16 protein-coding genes are annotated in these 14500 nt (G+C 69.6%); 4 read left to right on the top strand and 12 right to left on the bottom strand.

Going from position 1 to position 14500, the window contains the following annotated elements:
* Positions 1-10: 10 nt before the first annotated feature.
* The 8 genes from WD026_RS11685 to WD026_RS11650 form a co-directional block, all read right to left on the bottom strand.
* Positions 11-634 (bottom strand): exopolysaccharide biosynthesis protein, encoded by a 624-nt coding sequence (locus WD026_RS11685; RefSeq protein ID WP_425723832.1) that lies wholly within the window; start codon positions 632-634, stop codon positions 11-13.
* On the bottom strand, positions 631-1026 hold the full coding sequence (locus WD026_RS11680) for a hypothetical protein (protein ID WP_425723831.1): 396 nt from the start codon (positions 1024-1026) through the stop codon (positions 631-633). Before WD026_RS11680 ends, WD026_RS11685 begins: the two co-directional genes overlap by 4 nt.
* A gap of 16 nt (positions 1027-1042) precedes the next feature.
* Positions 1043-2050: a sulfate/molybdate ABC transporter ATP-binding protein gene (locus WD026_RS11675; RefSeq protein ID WP_425723830.1), complete on the bottom strand. Its 1008-nt coding sequence runs from the start codon at positions 2048-2050 to the stop codon at positions 1043-1045.
* Positions 2047-2934, bottom strand: a complete 888-nt coding sequence (gene cysW, locus WD026_RS11670) for a sulfate ABC transporter permease subunit CysW (RefSeq protein WP_425723829.1) — start codon at positions 2932-2934, stop codon at positions 2047-2049. Before cysW ends, WD026_RS11675 begins: the two co-directional genes overlap by 4 nt.
* On the bottom strand, positions 2931-3803 hold the full coding sequence (gene cysT / locus WD026_RS11665; protein WP_425723828.1) for a sulfate ABC transporter permease subunit CysT: 873 nt from the start codon (positions 3801-3803) through the stop codon (positions 2931-2933). Before cysT ends, cysW begins: the two co-directional genes overlap by 4 nt.
* A gap of 8 nt (positions 3804-3811) precedes the next feature.
* Complete coding sequence (locus WD026_RS11660) at positions 3812-4807, bottom strand: sulfate ABC transporter substrate-binding protein (RefSeq protein WP_425723827.1); 996 nt, start codon at positions 4805-4807, stop codon at positions 3812-3814.
* 112 nt (positions 4808-4919) lie between these two features.
* Positions 4920-5495: an RBBP9/YdeN family alpha/beta hydrolase gene (locus WD026_RS11655; RefSeq protein WP_425724166.1), complete on the bottom strand. Its 576-nt coding sequence runs from the start codon at positions 5493-5495 to the stop codon at positions 4920-4922.
* Between the two features lie 11 nt (positions 5496-5506).
* Complete coding sequence (locus WD026_RS11650; protein ID WP_425723826.1) at positions 5507-6556, bottom strand: sulfate ABC transporter substrate-binding protein; 1050 nt, start codon at positions 6554-6556, stop codon at positions 5507-5509.
* Between the two features lie 199 nt (positions 6557-6755).
* On the opposite strand from WD026_RS11650, the gene WD026_RS11645 reads away from it, so the two are divergent.
* On the top strand, positions 6756-7634 hold the full coding sequence (locus WD026_RS11645; protein WP_425723825.1) for a transporter substrate-binding domain-containing protein: 879 nt from the start codon (positions 6756-6758) through the stop codon (positions 7632-7634).
* A 15-nt stretch (positions 7635-7649) separates the two neighbouring features.
* Here the strand turns inward: WD026_RS11645 and WD026_RS11640 are convergent, their stop codons facing one another.
* Both WD026_RS11640 and WD026_RS11635 read right to left on the bottom strand, forming a co-directional pair.
* The gene (locus tag WD026_RS11640) at positions 7650-7889 is read right to left on the bottom strand and encodes a hypothetical protein (RefSeq protein WP_425723824.1); all 240 of its coding nucleotides are present in this window, start codon (positions 7887-7889) and stop codon (positions 7650-7652) included.
* A gap of 112 nt (positions 7890-8001) precedes the next feature.
* The gene (locus tag WD026_RS11635) at positions 8002-8955 is read right to left on the bottom strand and encodes a LysR family transcriptional regulator (protein WP_425723823.1); all 954 of its coding nucleotides are present in this window, start codon (positions 8953-8955) and stop codon (positions 8002-8004) included.
* 94 nt (positions 8956-9049) lie between these two features.
* Here WD026_RS11635 and WD026_RS11630 point away from each other — a divergent pair, with 94 nt between their 5' ends.
* The 3 genes from WD026_RS11630 (at position 9050) to WD026_RS11620 (ending at position 12722) form a co-directional block, all read left to right on the top strand.
* Complete coding sequence (locus WD026_RS11630; RefSeq protein ID WP_425723822.1) at positions 9050-10561, top strand: CoA-acylating methylmalonate-semialdehyde dehydrogenase; 1512 nt, start codon at positions 9050-9052, stop codon at positions 10559-10561.
* 128 nt (positions 10562-10689) lie between these two features.
* Positions 10690-11010, top strand: a complete 321-nt coding sequence (locus WD026_RS11625) for a putative signal transducing protein (RefSeq protein WP_425723821.1) — start codon at positions 10690-10692, stop codon at positions 11008-11010.
* On the top strand, positions 11007-12722 hold the full coding sequence (locus tag WD026_RS11620) for a GMC family oxidoreductase (protein ID WP_425723820.1): 1716 nt from the start codon (positions 11007-11009) through the stop codon (positions 12720-12722). The genes WD026_RS11625 and WD026_RS11620 overlap by 4 nt, the downstream gene beginning before the upstream one ends.
* A 21-nt stretch (positions 12723-12743) precedes the next feature.
* On the opposite strand, the gene WD026_RS11615 is transcribed toward WD026_RS11620, so the two are convergent.
* Positions 12744-13088 carry a hypothetical protein gene (locus WD026_RS11615; protein ID WP_425723819.1) on the bottom strand — a complete coding sequence of 115 codons (345 nt, stop codon included), beginning with the start codon at positions 13086-13088 and terminating at the stop codon, positions 12744-12746.
* Positions 13089-13091: 3 nt separating this feature from the next.
* Positions 13092-14372, bottom strand: a complete 1281-nt coding sequence (locus WD026_RS11610) for an ammonium transporter (protein ID WP_425723818.1) — start codon at positions 14370-14372, stop codon at positions 13092-13094.
* Positions 14373-14500: the final 128 nt, after the last annotated feature.

Here is a 14500-nt window from a genome sequence, read left to right as displayed (position 1 = left end):
CGGCGCCGGGTCACATGCCCAGCCAGGGGCGCACGCGCTCCAGACCGCTGTTCAGCAGGTCCAGCGCCACATGGCCCAGGGAGGCGGTGTAGGCCAGTGCGCCCACGCCCACCAGGCCCGAGGCCAGCAGCGCGATGCCGTCGCGCGCCATCCAGCCCAGGCTCAGCAGGATCAGGCTGATGCTGGGCAGCACGTTGCCGAAGGGCAGCGGCAGGAAGATGACCCCGGCCATCAGCACGATCCAGCCGCTCCACAGCACCCGGGTGCCGCCATGGCTCCACACCGACCAGCGCGGGCGCAGCCAGCGGTGGGCGCGTTCGTAGGTCCAGGCCAGGCCGTGCAGGCAGCGCCGGGTCCAGGTCTCGTTGAGGGTGAGGTCGCCCACGCGCCGGGGCAGCGGGAATTCGTCGTGGCCGCGCAGCCAGGCCCAGGCCAGGGCCACGATGGCAAAGCTCAGCACGGTGCCGGCGCCCGCGATCGGGATCACGGTGAGCGACGACATGAGCATCAGCAGCACAGCGGTCGAGGCATCGCCGTGCAGCTGCACCAGCTCGCGCACGTTGAGCTTCAGGTCGGGGGACTGTGCATGCTGGTCGGCCGCTTCGCGCAGCCGGCGCGCCAGGGGCTCGCTCATGCCGGGCGCGGGCCGGACACCCGGCCGGCCAGCCAGTGCAGGCCGCCGCAGACCACCAGCAGGGTGATCAGGCCGATGCCCCAGCCGATCCACACCAGGGCGCTCACCCAGCCGCCCAGGCCGTCGATGGAGGGCAGCACCTGGGAGAGCCACTGCACCACGTCCAGCCACATGAGCTGCAGGCCCTGGATCCAGGCCGGGTCGATCCACAGCGCCGCCCAGGTCGGCACCGGCCACTGACTGATGGTGGTGGCGGCGTCGGCGGCCACCTGGGTGGCCTCACCCGAAGCCACGGCCCCGATCAGCCACTCGGCCAGCCCGGCCGAGGCGGCGGCCAGGCCGGTCCAGATCAGCGCCAGCAGGGCAAAAGCGGCCCAGATGAGGGTCTTCATGCGGTTTCTCCGTGGTTCATGCCTCCACAGACAAGGAATTCGCCACGGAGTTCCGCGGGCTCACCAGCACCGCATCGCCTTCGCGCAGGCTCAGCTGCTCGAACGCAGCGGTGGCCAGGCGGGCCTCGATGAGTTCGCGCTCGCCGTGCGAGGGCTCCAGCTCCAGCCGCACTACCGGGTCCAGCACCAGGGCGCGGCGCAGCGTGGCGGTGACGGCGCCGGCCGGCACCGGCTGACCGGGCAGCAGGCGCTGGATCTGCAGCTCGTGCGGGCGCAGCGGCCGGGTGCCGTCGCCCACCAGGGGCACGCCGCCCAGGAAGCTGGCCACGAACGGGGTGGCCGGGTGTTCCCACACCTCGCGCGGGCTGCCCACCTGTTCGATGCGGCCGTGGTTCATGAGCACCACGCGGTCGGCCACTTCCAGGGCCTCTTCCTGGTCGTGGGTGACGAAGATGCTGGTCACGTGCAGCTCGTCGTGCAGGCGGCGCAGCCAGCGGCGCAGTTCCTTGCGCACCTGGGCATCGAGCGCACCGAAGGGCTCGTCCAGCAGCAGCACCTGCGGCTCCACCGCCAGGGCGCGGGCCAGGGCGATGCGCTGGCGCTGGCCGCCGGAGAGCTGCGACGGATACCGGTCGGCCAGCCAGTCCAGCTGCACCAGGCTCAGCAGCTCGTGCACCTTGGCCTGGATCTGTTTTTCGCTCGGGCGTTCGCGGCGCGGCTTGACCCGCAGGCCGAAGGCCACGTTGTCGGCCACGGTCATGTGGCGGAACAGCGCGTAGTGCTGGAACACGAAGCCCACGCCGCGCTCGCGCACATGCTTGTCGGTGGCGTCCTCGCCGCTGAACAGGATGTTGCCGGCGTCGGCCGTCTCCAGCCCGGCAATGATGCGCAGCAGCGTGGTCTTGCCGCAGCCCGAGGGGCCCAGCAGGGCCAGCAGTTCGCCCGAGGCTATGTCCAGATTGATCTGGTTCAGCGCGTGGAAGGTGCCGAAATGCTTGGAGATGTTCTGGATGGCGATGCTCATGACGCTTCCTTCAGGATCAGGCTGGCCGGCGCCGGGCGCTCCGGCGGCAGCTCGGCGGCGGCGCGCAGTTCGCGCTCGTGACGCCATTCGATGACGCTCTTGATGACCAGGGTGACGATGGCCAGCAGGGCCAGCAGCGAGGCCACGGCAAAGGCCGCCACCGACTGGTATTCGTTGTAGAGGACCTCCACATGCAGCGGCATGGTGTTGGTCTGGCCGCGGATGTGGCCCGAGACCACCGACACCGCGCCGAACTCGCCCATGGCCCGCGCATTGCACAGGATCACGCCGTACAGCAGGCCCCACTTGATGTTGGGCAGCGTCACATACCAGAAGGTCTGCCAGCCGCTGGCGCCCAGCACCTGGGCCGCCTGTTCTTCCTCATTGCCCTGGGCCTGCATCAGCGGGATGAGTTCGCGCGCGATGAAGGGGAAGGTGACGAAGGTGGTGGCCAGGATGATGCCGGGCACGGCAAAGATGATCTTGATGTCGTATGCGGCCAGCCAGGGGCCGAGCCAGCCCTGGGCACCGAACACCAGCACATAAATCAGGCCCGCCACCACCGGCGAGACCGAGAACGGCAGGTCGATCAGCGTGGTCAGGAAGGCCTTGCCGCGGAAGTCGAACTTGGCAATCGCCCAGGCGGCGGCCACGCCAAAGATCAGGTTCAGCGGCACCGCCACGGCGGCGGTGATCAGGGTCAGGCGGATGGCGGCCCAGGCGTCGGGCTCCTTGAGCGCCTCCAGGTAGGCGTCCAGCCCCTTGCGCAGCGCCTCGGTGAACACGGCGGCCAGCGGCAGCACCAGGAACAGGGCCATGAAGCCCAGGGCCAGGGCCACCAGGGTGATGCGCACCGCGCGCGATTCGGTGGTCTGGATGCTCATGCCGGGGCTCCCGAGCGGCGGCGCTGCCAGGCCTGCAGGCCGTTGATGATGAGCAGCAACACAAACGAAATACCGAGCATCACAGATGCAACCGCCGTGGCGCCGGCGTAGTCGTACTGCTCCAGCTTGCCGATGATGATCAGCGGCGTGATCTCCGACACCATGGGCACGTTGCCGGCGATGAAGATCACCGAACCGTATTCACCCACCGCGCGGGCAAAGGCCATGGCAAAGCCGGTCAGCAAGGCCGGGCCGATGGTGGGCAGGATCACGCGGGCAAAGGTCTGCCAGCGCGTGGCGCCCAGGCACATGGCGGCCTCCTCCAGCTCCTTCTCGGCGTCTTCCAGCACCGGCTGCACCGTGCGCACCACGAAGGGCAGGCCGATGAAGATGAGCGCGATCACCACGCCCGCCGGCTGGAAGGCCAGCTGGATGCCCAGCGGCTCCAGGTACTGACCGATCCAGCCATTGCCGGCCAGCAGCGCGGTCAGCGAGATGCCGGCCACGGCAGTCGGCAGGGCAAAGGGCAGGTCGACCAGGGCGTCGGCGATCTTCTTGCCCGGGAACTCGTAGCGCACCAGCACCCAGGCCACCAGCAGGCCGGCGAACACGTTGACCACGGCCGCGATCAGCGAGGCGCCGAAGGTCAGCCGGTACGAGGCCATGACGCGCGGCGAGGTGACCGCCTCGACGAACTGCACCCAGGTCAGCGAGAAGGTCTTGAACAGCAGTGCCGAGAGCGGGATCAGCACGATCAGGAACAGGTAGAACAGCGTGTACCCGAGCGTGAGGTGGAAGCCCGGCAGCACGCGCCGCGTGGCGCGCCGGCCCGCAGGGGCCGTGCTGGCAGGAAGGGTGGCGGTGTGCATGGGGGTGTTTACCGATTCGTGTACAGCGAGTCGAACTTGCCGCCGTCGTTGAAGTGCACCTTCTGCGCCTCGGCCAGCGAGCCGAAGTACTGCTCCACGGTGAACAGCTTGATCGGCTTGAAGGCGCTGGCGTACTTCTTCAGCACCGCCTCGTTGCGCGGGCGGATGTTGTGCCTGGCCGCGATCTCCTGGCCTTCGGGGCTGTAGAGGTAATCCAGGTAGGCCTTGGCCAGGGCGCCACTGCCCTTCTTGGCGGCGGTGCGTTCGACCACGGCTACCGGGTTCTCGGCCACGATGCTGGCGCTGGGGTGCACCGCATCGACCTTGCCGGCGCCGAATTCACGGTCCACCGACACCACCTCGGACTCGAAGGTCACCAGCACGTCGCCGATGTTGCGCTGCAGGAAGACGCCGGTGGCGTCACGACCGCCCCGGGCCAGCACCGGCACGTTCTTGTAGAGCTTGCTGACGAACTCGGCGGCCTGCTCGTCGGTGCCGCCGGTGCTGCGCACATAGCCCCAGGCGGCCAGGTAGGCCATGCGGCCGTTGCCGCCGGTCTTGGGGTTGACCACCACCACCTGCACGCCGGGCTTGATCAGGTCCGGCCAGTCCTTGATGTTCTTGGGGTTGCCGTTGCGCACCAGGAACAGCATGGTGCTGGTGGTGGGCGCGGCACCGTGGGGGAATTTCTGGCGCCAGTCCTTGGCCACCACACCCTTGTCGGCCAGGAAGTCGACGTCGGTGGTGGTGTTGAAGGTCACCACGTCGGCCTCCAGGCCATCGGCCACGGCGCGGGCCTGGGCGCTCGACCCGGCGTGCGACTGGTTCAGGGTGATGTCCTGCCCGGTGGTCTTCTTGTGGTGCGCGGCGAAGGCGGCGTTGAAGTCCTTGTAGAACTCGCGCGCCACGTCGTAGGACACGTTGAGCAGGCTGGTCTGGGCCTGGGCCAGGCCGGCGGCGCCGAGGGCCAGGGCGGCCAGGGTGGAGCGAAGGGCGGTGTTCATGGTCGTGAAGGGGGCAGAAGGGACAAAACGGGGGGCAGGTTCGGGAAGGGTGTGGATTCTGGGTGTGAGGCTTCAGATCACAAACGACAGTTTTCTTGTTTTCTTATGACGATCAGGCATGAGATGCCTCGGCCACCGGTGGTGCCGGCAAGGGCGCCAGCAGCGACTGCAGCAGGCCCAGCCCCAGCGGCCAGGGCCCGTGGCCCGAGGCCACATTGATGTGGCCGGCGTTGTTCAGCCGCAGGAATTCGCTCCCCCAGGCGCGGGCATAGGCGGCGGCCAGGCGGGGCGGGCAGTAGGGGTCGTTGCTGCTGGCCACCACCAGGCTGCGAAAGGGCAGCGCCTGGTAAGGCACCGGGGCGAAGTCGGCCAGCACGCCCCGGCGTTCCGGGTCGGCCGGGGCCACCAGCAGGGCGGCGCCGATCTGCGCCAGGGTCGCGGGCGGCAGGTGCGCGGTGGCGATGCAGCCCAGGCTGTGCGCCACCACCACCACCCGCTGGCCACCAGCGTCCTGGCTCGCCTGGCCGATGGTCTCGGCCAGCCGCGCCACCCAGGCGTCGCGCCGGGGCGCGACCCAGTCGTCCTGCTCGACCCGGCGCGCGTGGGGCAGCTGTTCGGCCCACAGGCTCTGCCAGTGGCCGGGCCCGGAATTGCGCCAGCCGGGCACGATGACGATGCGCTGCGCCATGGGGGCCGCCTTCACTTGCGGGTGTAGATCTGGTCGAAGGTGCCGCCGTCGGCGAAGTGCACCTTGCTGGCCTGGGTCCAGCCGCCAAAGGCGTCGTCGATCCTGAACAGGTTGACCTTGGGCAGCTGCTTGGCGTACTTGGCCTGGGCCTTGGTGGAGGTGGGGCGGTAGAAGTGCTTGCCGATCAGGTCCTGGGCTTCCTCGGTGTAGAGGAACTCCAGGTAGGCCTGGGCCACGGCGCGGGTGCCCTTCTTGTCGACGTTCTTGTCCACGATCGTCACGGCCGGCTCGGCCAGGATGGACAGGCTGGGGTAGACGAAGTCCACCTTGTTGCCGAACTCCTTCTCCAGCAGGTAGGCCTCGTTTTCCCAGGCGATCAGCACGTCACCCTGGTTGCGCTGCGAGAACGAGATGGTGGAGCCGCGCGCACCGGTGTCGAGCACCGGCACGTTGTTGTAGAGCTTGCCCACGAACTCCTGCGCTTTCGCGTCGCTGCCGTACTTGCGCTTGGCAAATTCCCAGGCGGCCAGGTAGTTCCAGCGGGCGCCACCCGAGGTCTTGGGGTTGGGGGTGATGACCTTCACGTCCGGGCGGATCAGGTCGTCCCAGTCCTTGATGTTCTTGGGGTTGCCCGCGCGGGTCACCAGCACGATGGTCGAGGCGTACGGCGTGCTGTTGAGCGGCAGTCGCTTCTGCCAGTCCTTGGGGATCCACTGGCCGTTGGTGTGCAGGGCGTCGGTGTCGCCGGCCAGGGCCAGGGTGGCCACGTCGGCGTCCAGGCCGTCGATGATGGAGCGGGCCTGCTTGCCCGAGCCGCCGTGGCTCTGCTTGATGGTCACGTCCTGCCCGGTCTTCGCTTTCCAGGCCTTGGCGAAGGCGGCGTTGATGTCCACGTACAGCTCGCGGGTCGGATCGTACGACACATTGAGCAGGGTCACCGGCGCGGGGGTGGCCTGGGCGAGGGCGGCGGTGGGCAGGGCCAGGCCGGCGGACAGGCTGACGAGTGTGGCGGTGAGGGCGGCGGCCGGCAGGGCCTGGATGAGTTGGCGGCGGGTGGTCATGGTGGGGTCCTTTCAGAGGGCCTGGGGCCCGGTGGTTGATGGACCGCATGATTCCGCCGCGCCCTCAGAAAGGGAACGAATACGTTTTTGCTTGTTTATGACGAAAACATCTGAGTGAGCGGCCGGCGATGCGCGGGTCGGCCACCTTGGCAGCGACGTTGCATCTGCTTACATTGAGGCCACAACCAAGGAGTTCGTCATGCCCATCCTGCGTGTTCCCTTGTTGCGTCGCACCGCGGCCCTGGCCCTGATCGGGCTGGCCTGCACGGCCGCATCGGCCCAGACGGTGCTGCAGCAGATCGCCTTGCGGGGCCAGATCAACCTGGGTTACCGGGTGGATGCGTCACCCTTCTCGTTCCGCGACGGCCAGGGCAAGCCGGCGGGCTACATGGTCGACCTGTGCCAGTCGGCGGTGGAGCGGGTGCAGGCGGCCACCGGCAAGGTGCTGCGGGTCAATCCGGTGGAGGTGTCGGCCGACCAGGTGGTGCGGTACCTGCAGGCCGGCACGGTCGATCTGCTGTGCTCGGCCACGTCCGACACGCCGGAGCGGCGCAGTGCCATGGCGTTCTCGCACCCGGTGTTCATCGCACAGACGCGGGTGCTGGTGCGGGCGGCCGACGGCATCTCGAATGTGGATCAGTTGCGCGACCAGTCGGTGGTGGTGATCGGCCGCACCACGGCCGACACCCTGGCCACGCAGCGCGCGGCCGAGCGGGGCTGGAAGGTGGCGCGCGCCCTGGACCCGGTGGCGGCCATGGGCCAGCTGGAGCTGGGCTGGGCCAAGGGCTACCTGCGCGACGAGGTGCTGCTGCTCACCCAGCTCTCCCAGGGCCGCAACCCTGAGGCCTACACCCTGCTGCCCCAGGTGCTCTCCAGCGAGCCCATCGCCATTGCCGTGCGGCCCGGCGATCCGCAGCTGCTCCAGGCGGTCAACGATGCCCTGGCGCAGGCCAATCGCAGCGGCTTGCTGGTGTCCACCTACCAGCGCTGGTTCATGGCGCCGCTGCCGCCGTTCAACCGGTCGATCAACCTGCCCATGTCGGCGGCACTGAAGGACGAACTCGCCCGCTGGCGCTGAGGTCGGGGCGGGGGGTCAGCCCAGCAACCACTCCCAGGCCGCCGCGGCCAGCGTGAGCAACAGCACGGTGCTCACCAGGGCGGGCACCAGCCAGTCCGGGCGCGCGGTGGCCGGCGCCACCGGCCGCCGCAGCCAGGCGGAGGGGTCGTCCGGATCGGGCTGCAGCGTGCTGGAGCGGAAGTCGACCGGTGTGCCGGCCGGGAGGCCGCTGCCGCGATGGCGGTGATCGGGTTGGGTGGGTTCGAAGGGTTGCATGGCCGTGCGGGGGGTGGTGCCAGAGCGGCGAAGTGCGGCAGTCTGTGGTCTCCCCGGGACGGCGTCATGGCCATCCGACGAGGCCGCCCGGCCACGGCAGGGCCGGCGGCGCTCAGGCCCAGACGGTGTCGAGCGCGGCCCAGGCGGCAGCGATCACCGGCTCGCCCGCGCGGCTGGCGCGGCACACGAAGCTCAGCTCGCAGTCCAGCGCCACCCGGTCGGCGATCACCAGGCCCCGCGCCTGCGCCTCACGGATGGCGATCGCATCCCGCACCAGCGACAGGCCCACGCCGCTGCGCACCAGGTCGAGCATGGACGCTTCCTGATCGACCAGGGCCACCCGGCGCGGCTCCAGCCCGGTGATGGATCCCGGGCCGAAGACGCGCCGCTGCAGCCGGTGGTGGGCGCTGGCCGGCGGGGTGGCCAGCCAGGGCAGGCTGGCCAGGGCCTTCCAGTCCATGCCGCGCACCTGCGGCCCCCACCCGGCGGGCGCCAGCACCCGGTACGTGAAGCGGGTGAGCGGGCGCACCAGCCAGTCGGCGCCCAGCGGGTCGTCCGGCAGATCGAGGTGGAAGCCCACGTCCAGCTCGCCCCGGTCGATGAGGGCCAGCACGTCGCCGCTCATGCCCTGGCGCAGCGCCGTGTCCACCTGCGGGCTGGTCTCCACCAGCTGTTTCAGGAAGGCGCCCAGGCGGGTGAATTCGGGGTCGAGGATGGTGCCGATGCGCAGCGTGCCGCGCACCGTGGTGTGCAGGGCGGCGGCGGCCTGACCGAACTCGGCCAGCCCGGCCAGGGCCTTGTCGGCCATGGGCAGCAGGGCGGCGCCGTCGGCGGTGAGCGCCATGCCCTGGGCGGTGCGGGTGAAGAGCTGCAGGCCGGTGGCCTCGGCCAGGGTGCGCAGCTGCAGGCTCACCGCCGGCTGGCTCAGGTGCAGCCGGGTGGCTGCGCGGGAGACATTGCCCTCGCGGGCCACGGCCACGAAGGCGCGCAGGGTCTGGGGCTCGATGGCGGGCAGCCGGGCCAGCGGGGAACGGGGCGCTCGGGGCGCGGGTGCATCGGCGGCCATGTTATTTGTCCTACAAATAAAGCAATGTCGCCATTCTCATTGGTTTTTTGCGTTGACCATTTGCACAATAGCGGTTTATTCAGGAGACCTTGCCATGAGCATCACAAATATCAACCACTTCATCAACGGCGCCGTCGTGGCCGGTCAGTCCACCCGCGCACAGGACGTGTTCAACCCCGCCACCGGTGCCGTCACCGGCCGTGTGGCCCTGGCCAGCACCACCGACGTGGACACCGCCGTGGCCGCCGCCCGCGCGGCCTTCCCGGCCTGGTCCGACACGCCCCCGATCCGCCGCGCCCGCGTGATGTTCAAGTTCCTGGAGCTGCTCAACCAGCACAAGGACGACCTGGCCCGCATGATCACCGCCGAGCACGGCAAGGTCTTCACCGACGCCCAGGGCGAGGTGGCACGCGGCATCGACATCGTGGAATTCGCCTGCGGCATCCCGCAGCTGCTCAAGGGCGACTTCACCGACCAGGTCTCCACCGGCATGGACAACTGGACCCTGCGCCAGCCGCTGGGCGTGGTGGCCGGCATCACGCCGTTCAACTTCCCCGTCATGGTGCCCATGTGGATGTTCCCGGTGGCCATTGCCGCGGGCAACACCTTCATCCTCAAGCCCAGCCCGATCGACCCTACCCCCAGCCTGTTCATGGGCGAGCTGCTCAAGAAGGCCGGTCTGCCGGACGGCGTGTACAACGTGGTGCAGGGCGACAAGGAGGCCGTGGACGCGCTGCTGGTGCACCCCGACGTGAAGGCCATCAGCTTCGTGGGCTCCACCCCGATCGCCAACTACATCTATGAGACCGGCGCCCACCACGGCAAGCGCGTGCAGGCCCTGGGCGGTGCGAAGAACCACATGGTGGTCATGCCCGACGCCGACCTGGACCAGGCGGTGGACGCCCTCATCGGCGCGGCCTACGGTTCGGCCGGCGAGCGCTGCATGGCCATCAGCGTGGCGGTGCTGGTGGGTGACGTGGCCGAGAGGATCATGCCCAAGCTGATCGAGCGCACCAAGGCCCTGAAGGTGCTCAACGGCACCAATCTGGCCGCCGAGATGGGCCCCATCGTCACCGACGTGGCCCGCCAGCGCATCACCGGCTACATCGATGCCGGCGTGAAGGAAGGCGCCAAGCTGCTGGTCGATGGCCGCGTGTTCGACGGCAAGGTGGCCGGCGAGGGCTGCGACAAGGGTTTCTGGCTCGGCGGCACGCTGTTCGACCACGTGACCACCGACATGAAGATCTACAAGGAAGAAATCTTCGGCCCGGTGCTCTCGTGCGTGCGCGTGGCCGACTTCGCCCAGGCGGTGCAGATCATCAACGACCACGAGTTCGGCAATGGCGTGAGCTGCTTCACCCGCGACGGCAACGTGGCGCGCGAGTTCTCGCGCCGCATCCAGGTGGGCATGGTCGGCATCAACGTGCCGATCCCGGTGCCCATGGCCTGGCACGGCTTCGGCGGCTGGAAGAAGAGCCTGTTCGGCGACATGCACGCCTACGGCGAAGAGGGCGTGCGCTTCTACACCAAGCAGAAGTCGATCATGCAGCGCTGGCCGGAGAGCATCGGCAAGGGCGCCGAGTTCGTCATGCCCACGGCGAAGTAACGAGCCCCCCCTGCGCGCCTTCGGCGCTTCCCCCCGGAGGGGGGACGTGACCCTTGGGCCGGCGGAGCCGGACCCTCGGTCACCCTGGATGGAGGCACTTTCGCCGGGTGGCGTTTTGCGGAGGCGGCATGGATGAGCTGAACAGTTCTTACTCGCCGGAGCTGGGGGACTGGGTCACGCTGACCACGGTCTTTCAGCCGATGGAGGCCTTCATGCTGCGCGGGGTGCTGCAGGCGGCCAGGGTGCCGGCTGCTGTGGCGGATGCGAACCTGGTGCAGGCGCATGGCTTGCTGGCGCCGGCGATTCCGGTGCGGGTGCTGGTGCCCGAGGGCTGCAAGTTACAGGCCGAGGCGGTGCTGGCGGCCTTCCACCGGGGCGAGTACCGGCTGGACGACGAGATGGCCGACGATCCGGCCGATGACGACATGAACAAGGGGTCTCACCCATGAGCACCGCAACCAACGAGCTGACGTTCGACCACATCATCATCGGCGCCGGCACGGCGGGCTGCCTGCTGGCCAACCGCCTGAGCGCGGACGCCTCCAAGCGCGTGCTGCTGATCGAGGCCGGCCGCAAGGACGACTACCACTGGATCCACATTCCGGTGGGCTACCTGTACTGCATCGGCAACCCGCGCACCGACTGGCTCTACCAGACCGAGGCCGACGCCGGCCTGAACGGACGCCGCCTGCGTTACCCGCGCGGCAAGACGCTGGGGGGCTGCTCCAGCATCAACGGCATGATCTACATGCGCGGCCAGCAGCGCGACTACCAGCGCTGGTCCGAGATCACCGGCGATGCCGACTGGTCGTGGGACCGCGTGCTGCCCTACTTCAAGCTGCACGAGGACCACTACAAGGGCGCCTCCGGCTGGCACGGTGCCAAGGGTGTGCAGGCCGAGCTGCTGGAGGGCAGCGTGGCCGGTGATCCGTGGCGCGAGGTGCTGCGGCACCGCCAGGCCGGCGGCGAATGGCGGGTGGAGAAGCAGCGGCTGCGCTGGGACGTGCTCGATGCTTTCGCCCAGGCCGCGCAGCAGGCCGGCATTCCGGCCAGCGAGGACTTCAACCGCGGCAACAACGAAGGCGTGGGCTATTTCGAGGTCAACCAGCGTTCCGGCTGGCGCTGGAACACGGCCAAGGCCTTCCTGCGGCCCACCTGCTATGGCCGTCCCAACTTCGAGCTGTGGACCTCGGCCCAGGTGGCGCGCCTGGTGGTCCAGACCGGTGCCGACGGCCAGAAGCGCTGCACCGGCGTGCAGGTCTGGACGGGTGACGAGATGGTCACGGTGCAGGCGCGGGGCGAGGTGATCCTGAGCGCCGGCGCCGTGGGCTCGCCGCAGATCCTGCAGCTCTCCGGCATCGGCCCGGGGGCCTTGCTGCAGCAGCACGGTGTGCCGGTGGTGCACGACCTGCCCGGCGTGGGCGAGAACCTGCAGGACCACCTGCAGATCCGCTCGGTCTACAAGGTGCAGGGCGTGAAGACGCTCAACACCCTGGCCAACTCGCTGTGGGGCAAGGCCATGATCGGCATGGAGTACGTGCTCAAGCGCTCCGGCCCCATGAGCATGGCGCCCAGCCAGCTCGGTGCCTTCACCCGCAGCTCGCCCGACCAGCCGTACCCGAACATCCAGTACCACGTGCAGCCGCTCAGCCTGGATGCCTTCGGCGAGCCGCTGCACCGCTTCCCGGCCTTCACCGCCAGCGTGTGCAACCTCAACCCCACCAGCCGGGGCCATGTGCACATCACCAGCGCGCGCTTCGAGGACGCGCCGGCCATTGCGCCCAACTACCTCAGCACGCCGGAAGACCGCCAGGTGGCGGCCGACAGCCTGCGGGTGACGCGGCGCATCGTGTCGCAGCCGGCGCTGGCCCCTTACAAGCCCGAAGAGTTCAAGCCCGGCGTGCAGTACCAGACCGACGAGGAACTGGCCCGCCTGGCCGGCGACATCGCCAGCACCATCTTCCACCCGGTGGGCACCACCCGCATGGGCCGCGCCGACGACCCGATGGCGGTGGTGGACAGCCACCTGCGCGTGCGCGGCATCGCCGGTCTGCGCGTGGTGGATGCCGGCGTCATGCCGGTCATCACCAGCGGCAACACCAACAGCCCCACGCTGATGATGGCCGAGCGCGCTGCCCGCTGGATCATGGCCGGGCAGTGACGGCCCGGCACCGGCAAGGCGTCAGCGCAGCCGGCCGACGTACTTGCTGTCGGGCGACGCCGGCGTCTCGGGCGGCGGCGGTGCAGCCGGCACCTGCCCGGCGCGCAGCGTGTCGGCCGCCGCCTGCAGCAGCGGCCTGCGCGCCGGCTCGGCCCGGGCCTGCAGCGCGGCTTCCAGCTTCTCGGCCCAGGGCAGCAACTCGGCATGGCCGTCCACCTCGGCGGCGCGCCGGGCCACCCGCGCGATCTCGCGCGCGTAGTCGGCATTCACCGCCATCCATTCGGTGTCGGTCACCCGTCCGGTCTTGCGCCGCAGCAGCACGTGCAGATGCGCCGCGATGCCGAACAGATCGGTCGATCCGCTCATGGCTCAGTGCCCCAGCTGTTCGTTGTGCAGCGACAGGTCCAGCCCGGTGCGCTCCGCCCCTTCGCTCACCCGCAGCGCCACGAAGCGCGAGGTGACCCACAGCACCACGGTGGTCATGAGCACGCTGTAGCCCAGCACCGCCACGCAGGCGATCAGCTGGGCCGTCAGGCTGGCCTGCACGCCCGAAATGGCCGGGTCGGCCAGCAGGCCGGTGAGCACCGCGCCCACCAGACCGCCCACGCCGTGCACGCCGAACACATCGAGCGAGTCGTCGGCGCGCAGCATGCGCTTGAGCGCGGTGGCGCCCCAGTAGCAGGCCACGCCGGCCACCAGGCCGATCACCAGCGCGCCGCGCAGCGTCACGAAACCGGCCGCCGGCGTGATGGCCACCAGACCGGCCACCACGCCCGAACACAGGCCCAGCAGCGTGGCGCGCTTGCGGGCCAGCCATTCGGCCGCCATCCAGGCGATGGCACCGCTGGCCGCCGCCAGGTGCGTGACCGCCATGGCCAGACCGGCGCGACCGTCGGCCGCCAGCGCCGAGCCGGCGTTGAAGCCGAACCAGCCCACCCACAGCAGTCCGGTGCCGGCCATGGTCAGGCCCAGGTTGAAGGGCACGAAGGGTTCGCGGCCGTAGCCGCTGCGAGGGCCCAGGGCATACGCCACCACCAGCGCGGCGGCACCGGCGTTGATGTGCACCACCGCGCCGCCGGCAAAGTCCAGCGCGCCCAGCTGCGCCAGCCAGCCGCCCGGCTCCCACACCCAGTGGGCGATCGGCACGTACACCGCCAGCAGCCACAGCGCCGTGAACAGCAGCAGGGCCGCAAAGCGCATGCGCTCCACCAGCGCGCCCACCACCAGGGCGCAGGTGATGATGGCAAAGGTGAGCTGGAACATGGCGAACACCGACTCCGGCACATGCCGCGCCATGTGGCTCACGGCCACCTGCCCGGTGCTGCCCAGAAAGTCCAGCCCGGCAAAGCCGATGCGCTCCAGCCCGCCGATGAAGCCGCCGGCCGCACCCCCCGGGGTGAAGGCCAGGGAGTACGCCAGCGCAAACCACAGCACGCTGACCAGGGCCGCAATGCCCACCACGCTGGCCATGGTGTTGATCACGTTGAAGCGGCGCACCATGCCGCCATAGAACAGGGCGATGCCGGGCAGCGTCATGAGCAGCACCAGCGCGGTGCTCACCATCAGCCAGGCGGTGTCGGCCCCCTGCAGGGTGCTGGCCGCCACCAGCGCCGGCCCGGAGGCCTGTTCGGCAGCGGCGGGCAGGGACATGCCCAGGGAGGCCCAGAGGCCCGTCAGGGCTGCATGGCGGTGCGGCAGGCGGTGGAACGCGGGAAGGAACGGACGGGAAAAACGTCGAATCCGGTGCATCGGGCATACCTTTCGTAACAGGTAGGACC

Source organism: Hydrogenophaga sp. R2, assembly GCF_049843595.1.
GTDB lineage: Bacteria > Pseudomonadota > Gammaproteobacteria > Burkholderiales > Burkholderiaceae_C > Hydrogenophaga.
The sequence above is the reverse complement of the archived record's forward strand: the minus strand, read 5'-3'. Positions and strand labels throughout refer to the sequence as shown.

Excerpts from the sequence above, each read along its gene's own strand:
- WD026_RS11635 (WP_425723823.1), bottom strand. The coding sequence starts at position 8,955 with ATGGCCGCCGATGCACCCGCGCCCCGAGCGCCCCGTTCCCCGCTGGCC.
- WD026_RS11685 (WP_425723832.1), bottom strand. The coding sequence starts at position 634 with ATGAGCGAGCCCCTGGCGCGCCGGCTGCGCGAAGCGGCCGACCAGCAT.
- WD026_RS11680 (WP_425723831.1), bottom strand. The coding sequence starts at position 1,026 with ATGAAGACCCTCATCTGGGCCGCTTTTGCCCTGCTGGCGCTGATCTGG.
- WD026_RS11625 (WP_425723821.1), top strand. The coding sequence starts at position 10,690 with ATGGATGAGCTGAACAGTTCTTACTCGCCGGAGCTGGGGGACTGGGTC.
- WD026_RS11660 (WP_425723827.1), bottom strand. The coding sequence starts at position 4,807 with ATGAACACCGCCCTTCGCTCCACCCTGGCCGCCCTGGCCCTCGGCGCC.
- WD026_RS11640 (WP_425723824.1), bottom strand. The coding sequence starts at position 7,889 with ATGCAACCCTTCGAACCCACCCAACCCGATCACCGCCATCGCGGCAGC.
- WD026_RS11650 (WP_425723826.1), bottom strand. The coding sequence starts at position 6,556 with ATGACCACCCGCCGCCAACTCATCCAGGCCCTGCCGGCCGCCGCCCTC.
- WD026_RS11610 (WP_425723818.1), bottom strand. The coding sequence starts at position 14,372 with ATGTCCCTGCCCGCCGCTGCCGAACAGGCCTCCGGGCCGGCGCTGGTG.
- WD026_RS11655 (WP_425724166.1), bottom strand. The coding sequence starts at position 5,495 with ATGGCGCAGCGCATCGTCATCGTGCCCGGCTGGCGCAATTCCGGGCCC.
- WD026_RS11620 (WP_425723820.1), top strand. The coding sequence starts at position 11,007 with ATGAGCACCGCAACCAACGAGCTGACGTTCGACCACATCATCATCGGC.
- WD026_RS11615 (WP_425723819.1), bottom strand. The coding sequence starts at position 13,088 with ATGAGCGGATCGACCGATCTGTTCGGCATCGCGGCGCATCTGCACGTG.
- cysT (WP_425723828.1), bottom strand. The coding sequence starts at position 3,803 with ATGCACACCGCCACCCTTCCTGCCAGCACGGCCCCTGCGGGCCGGCGC.
- WD026_RS11675 (WP_425723830.1), bottom strand. The coding sequence starts at position 2,050 with ATGAGCATCGCCATCCAGAACATCTCCAAGCATTTCGGCACCTTCCAC.
- WD026_RS11630 (WP_425723822.1), top strand. The coding sequence starts at position 9,050 with ATGAGCATCACAAATATCAACCACTTCATCAACGGCGCCGTCGTGGCC.
- WD026_RS11645 (WP_425723825.1), top strand. The coding sequence starts at position 6,756 with ATGCCCATCCTGCGTGTTCCCTTGTTGCGTCGCACCGCGGCCCTGGCC.
- cysW (WP_425723829.1), bottom strand. The coding sequence starts at position 2,934 with ATGAGCATCCAGACCACCGAATCGCGCGCGGTGCGCATCACCCTGGTG.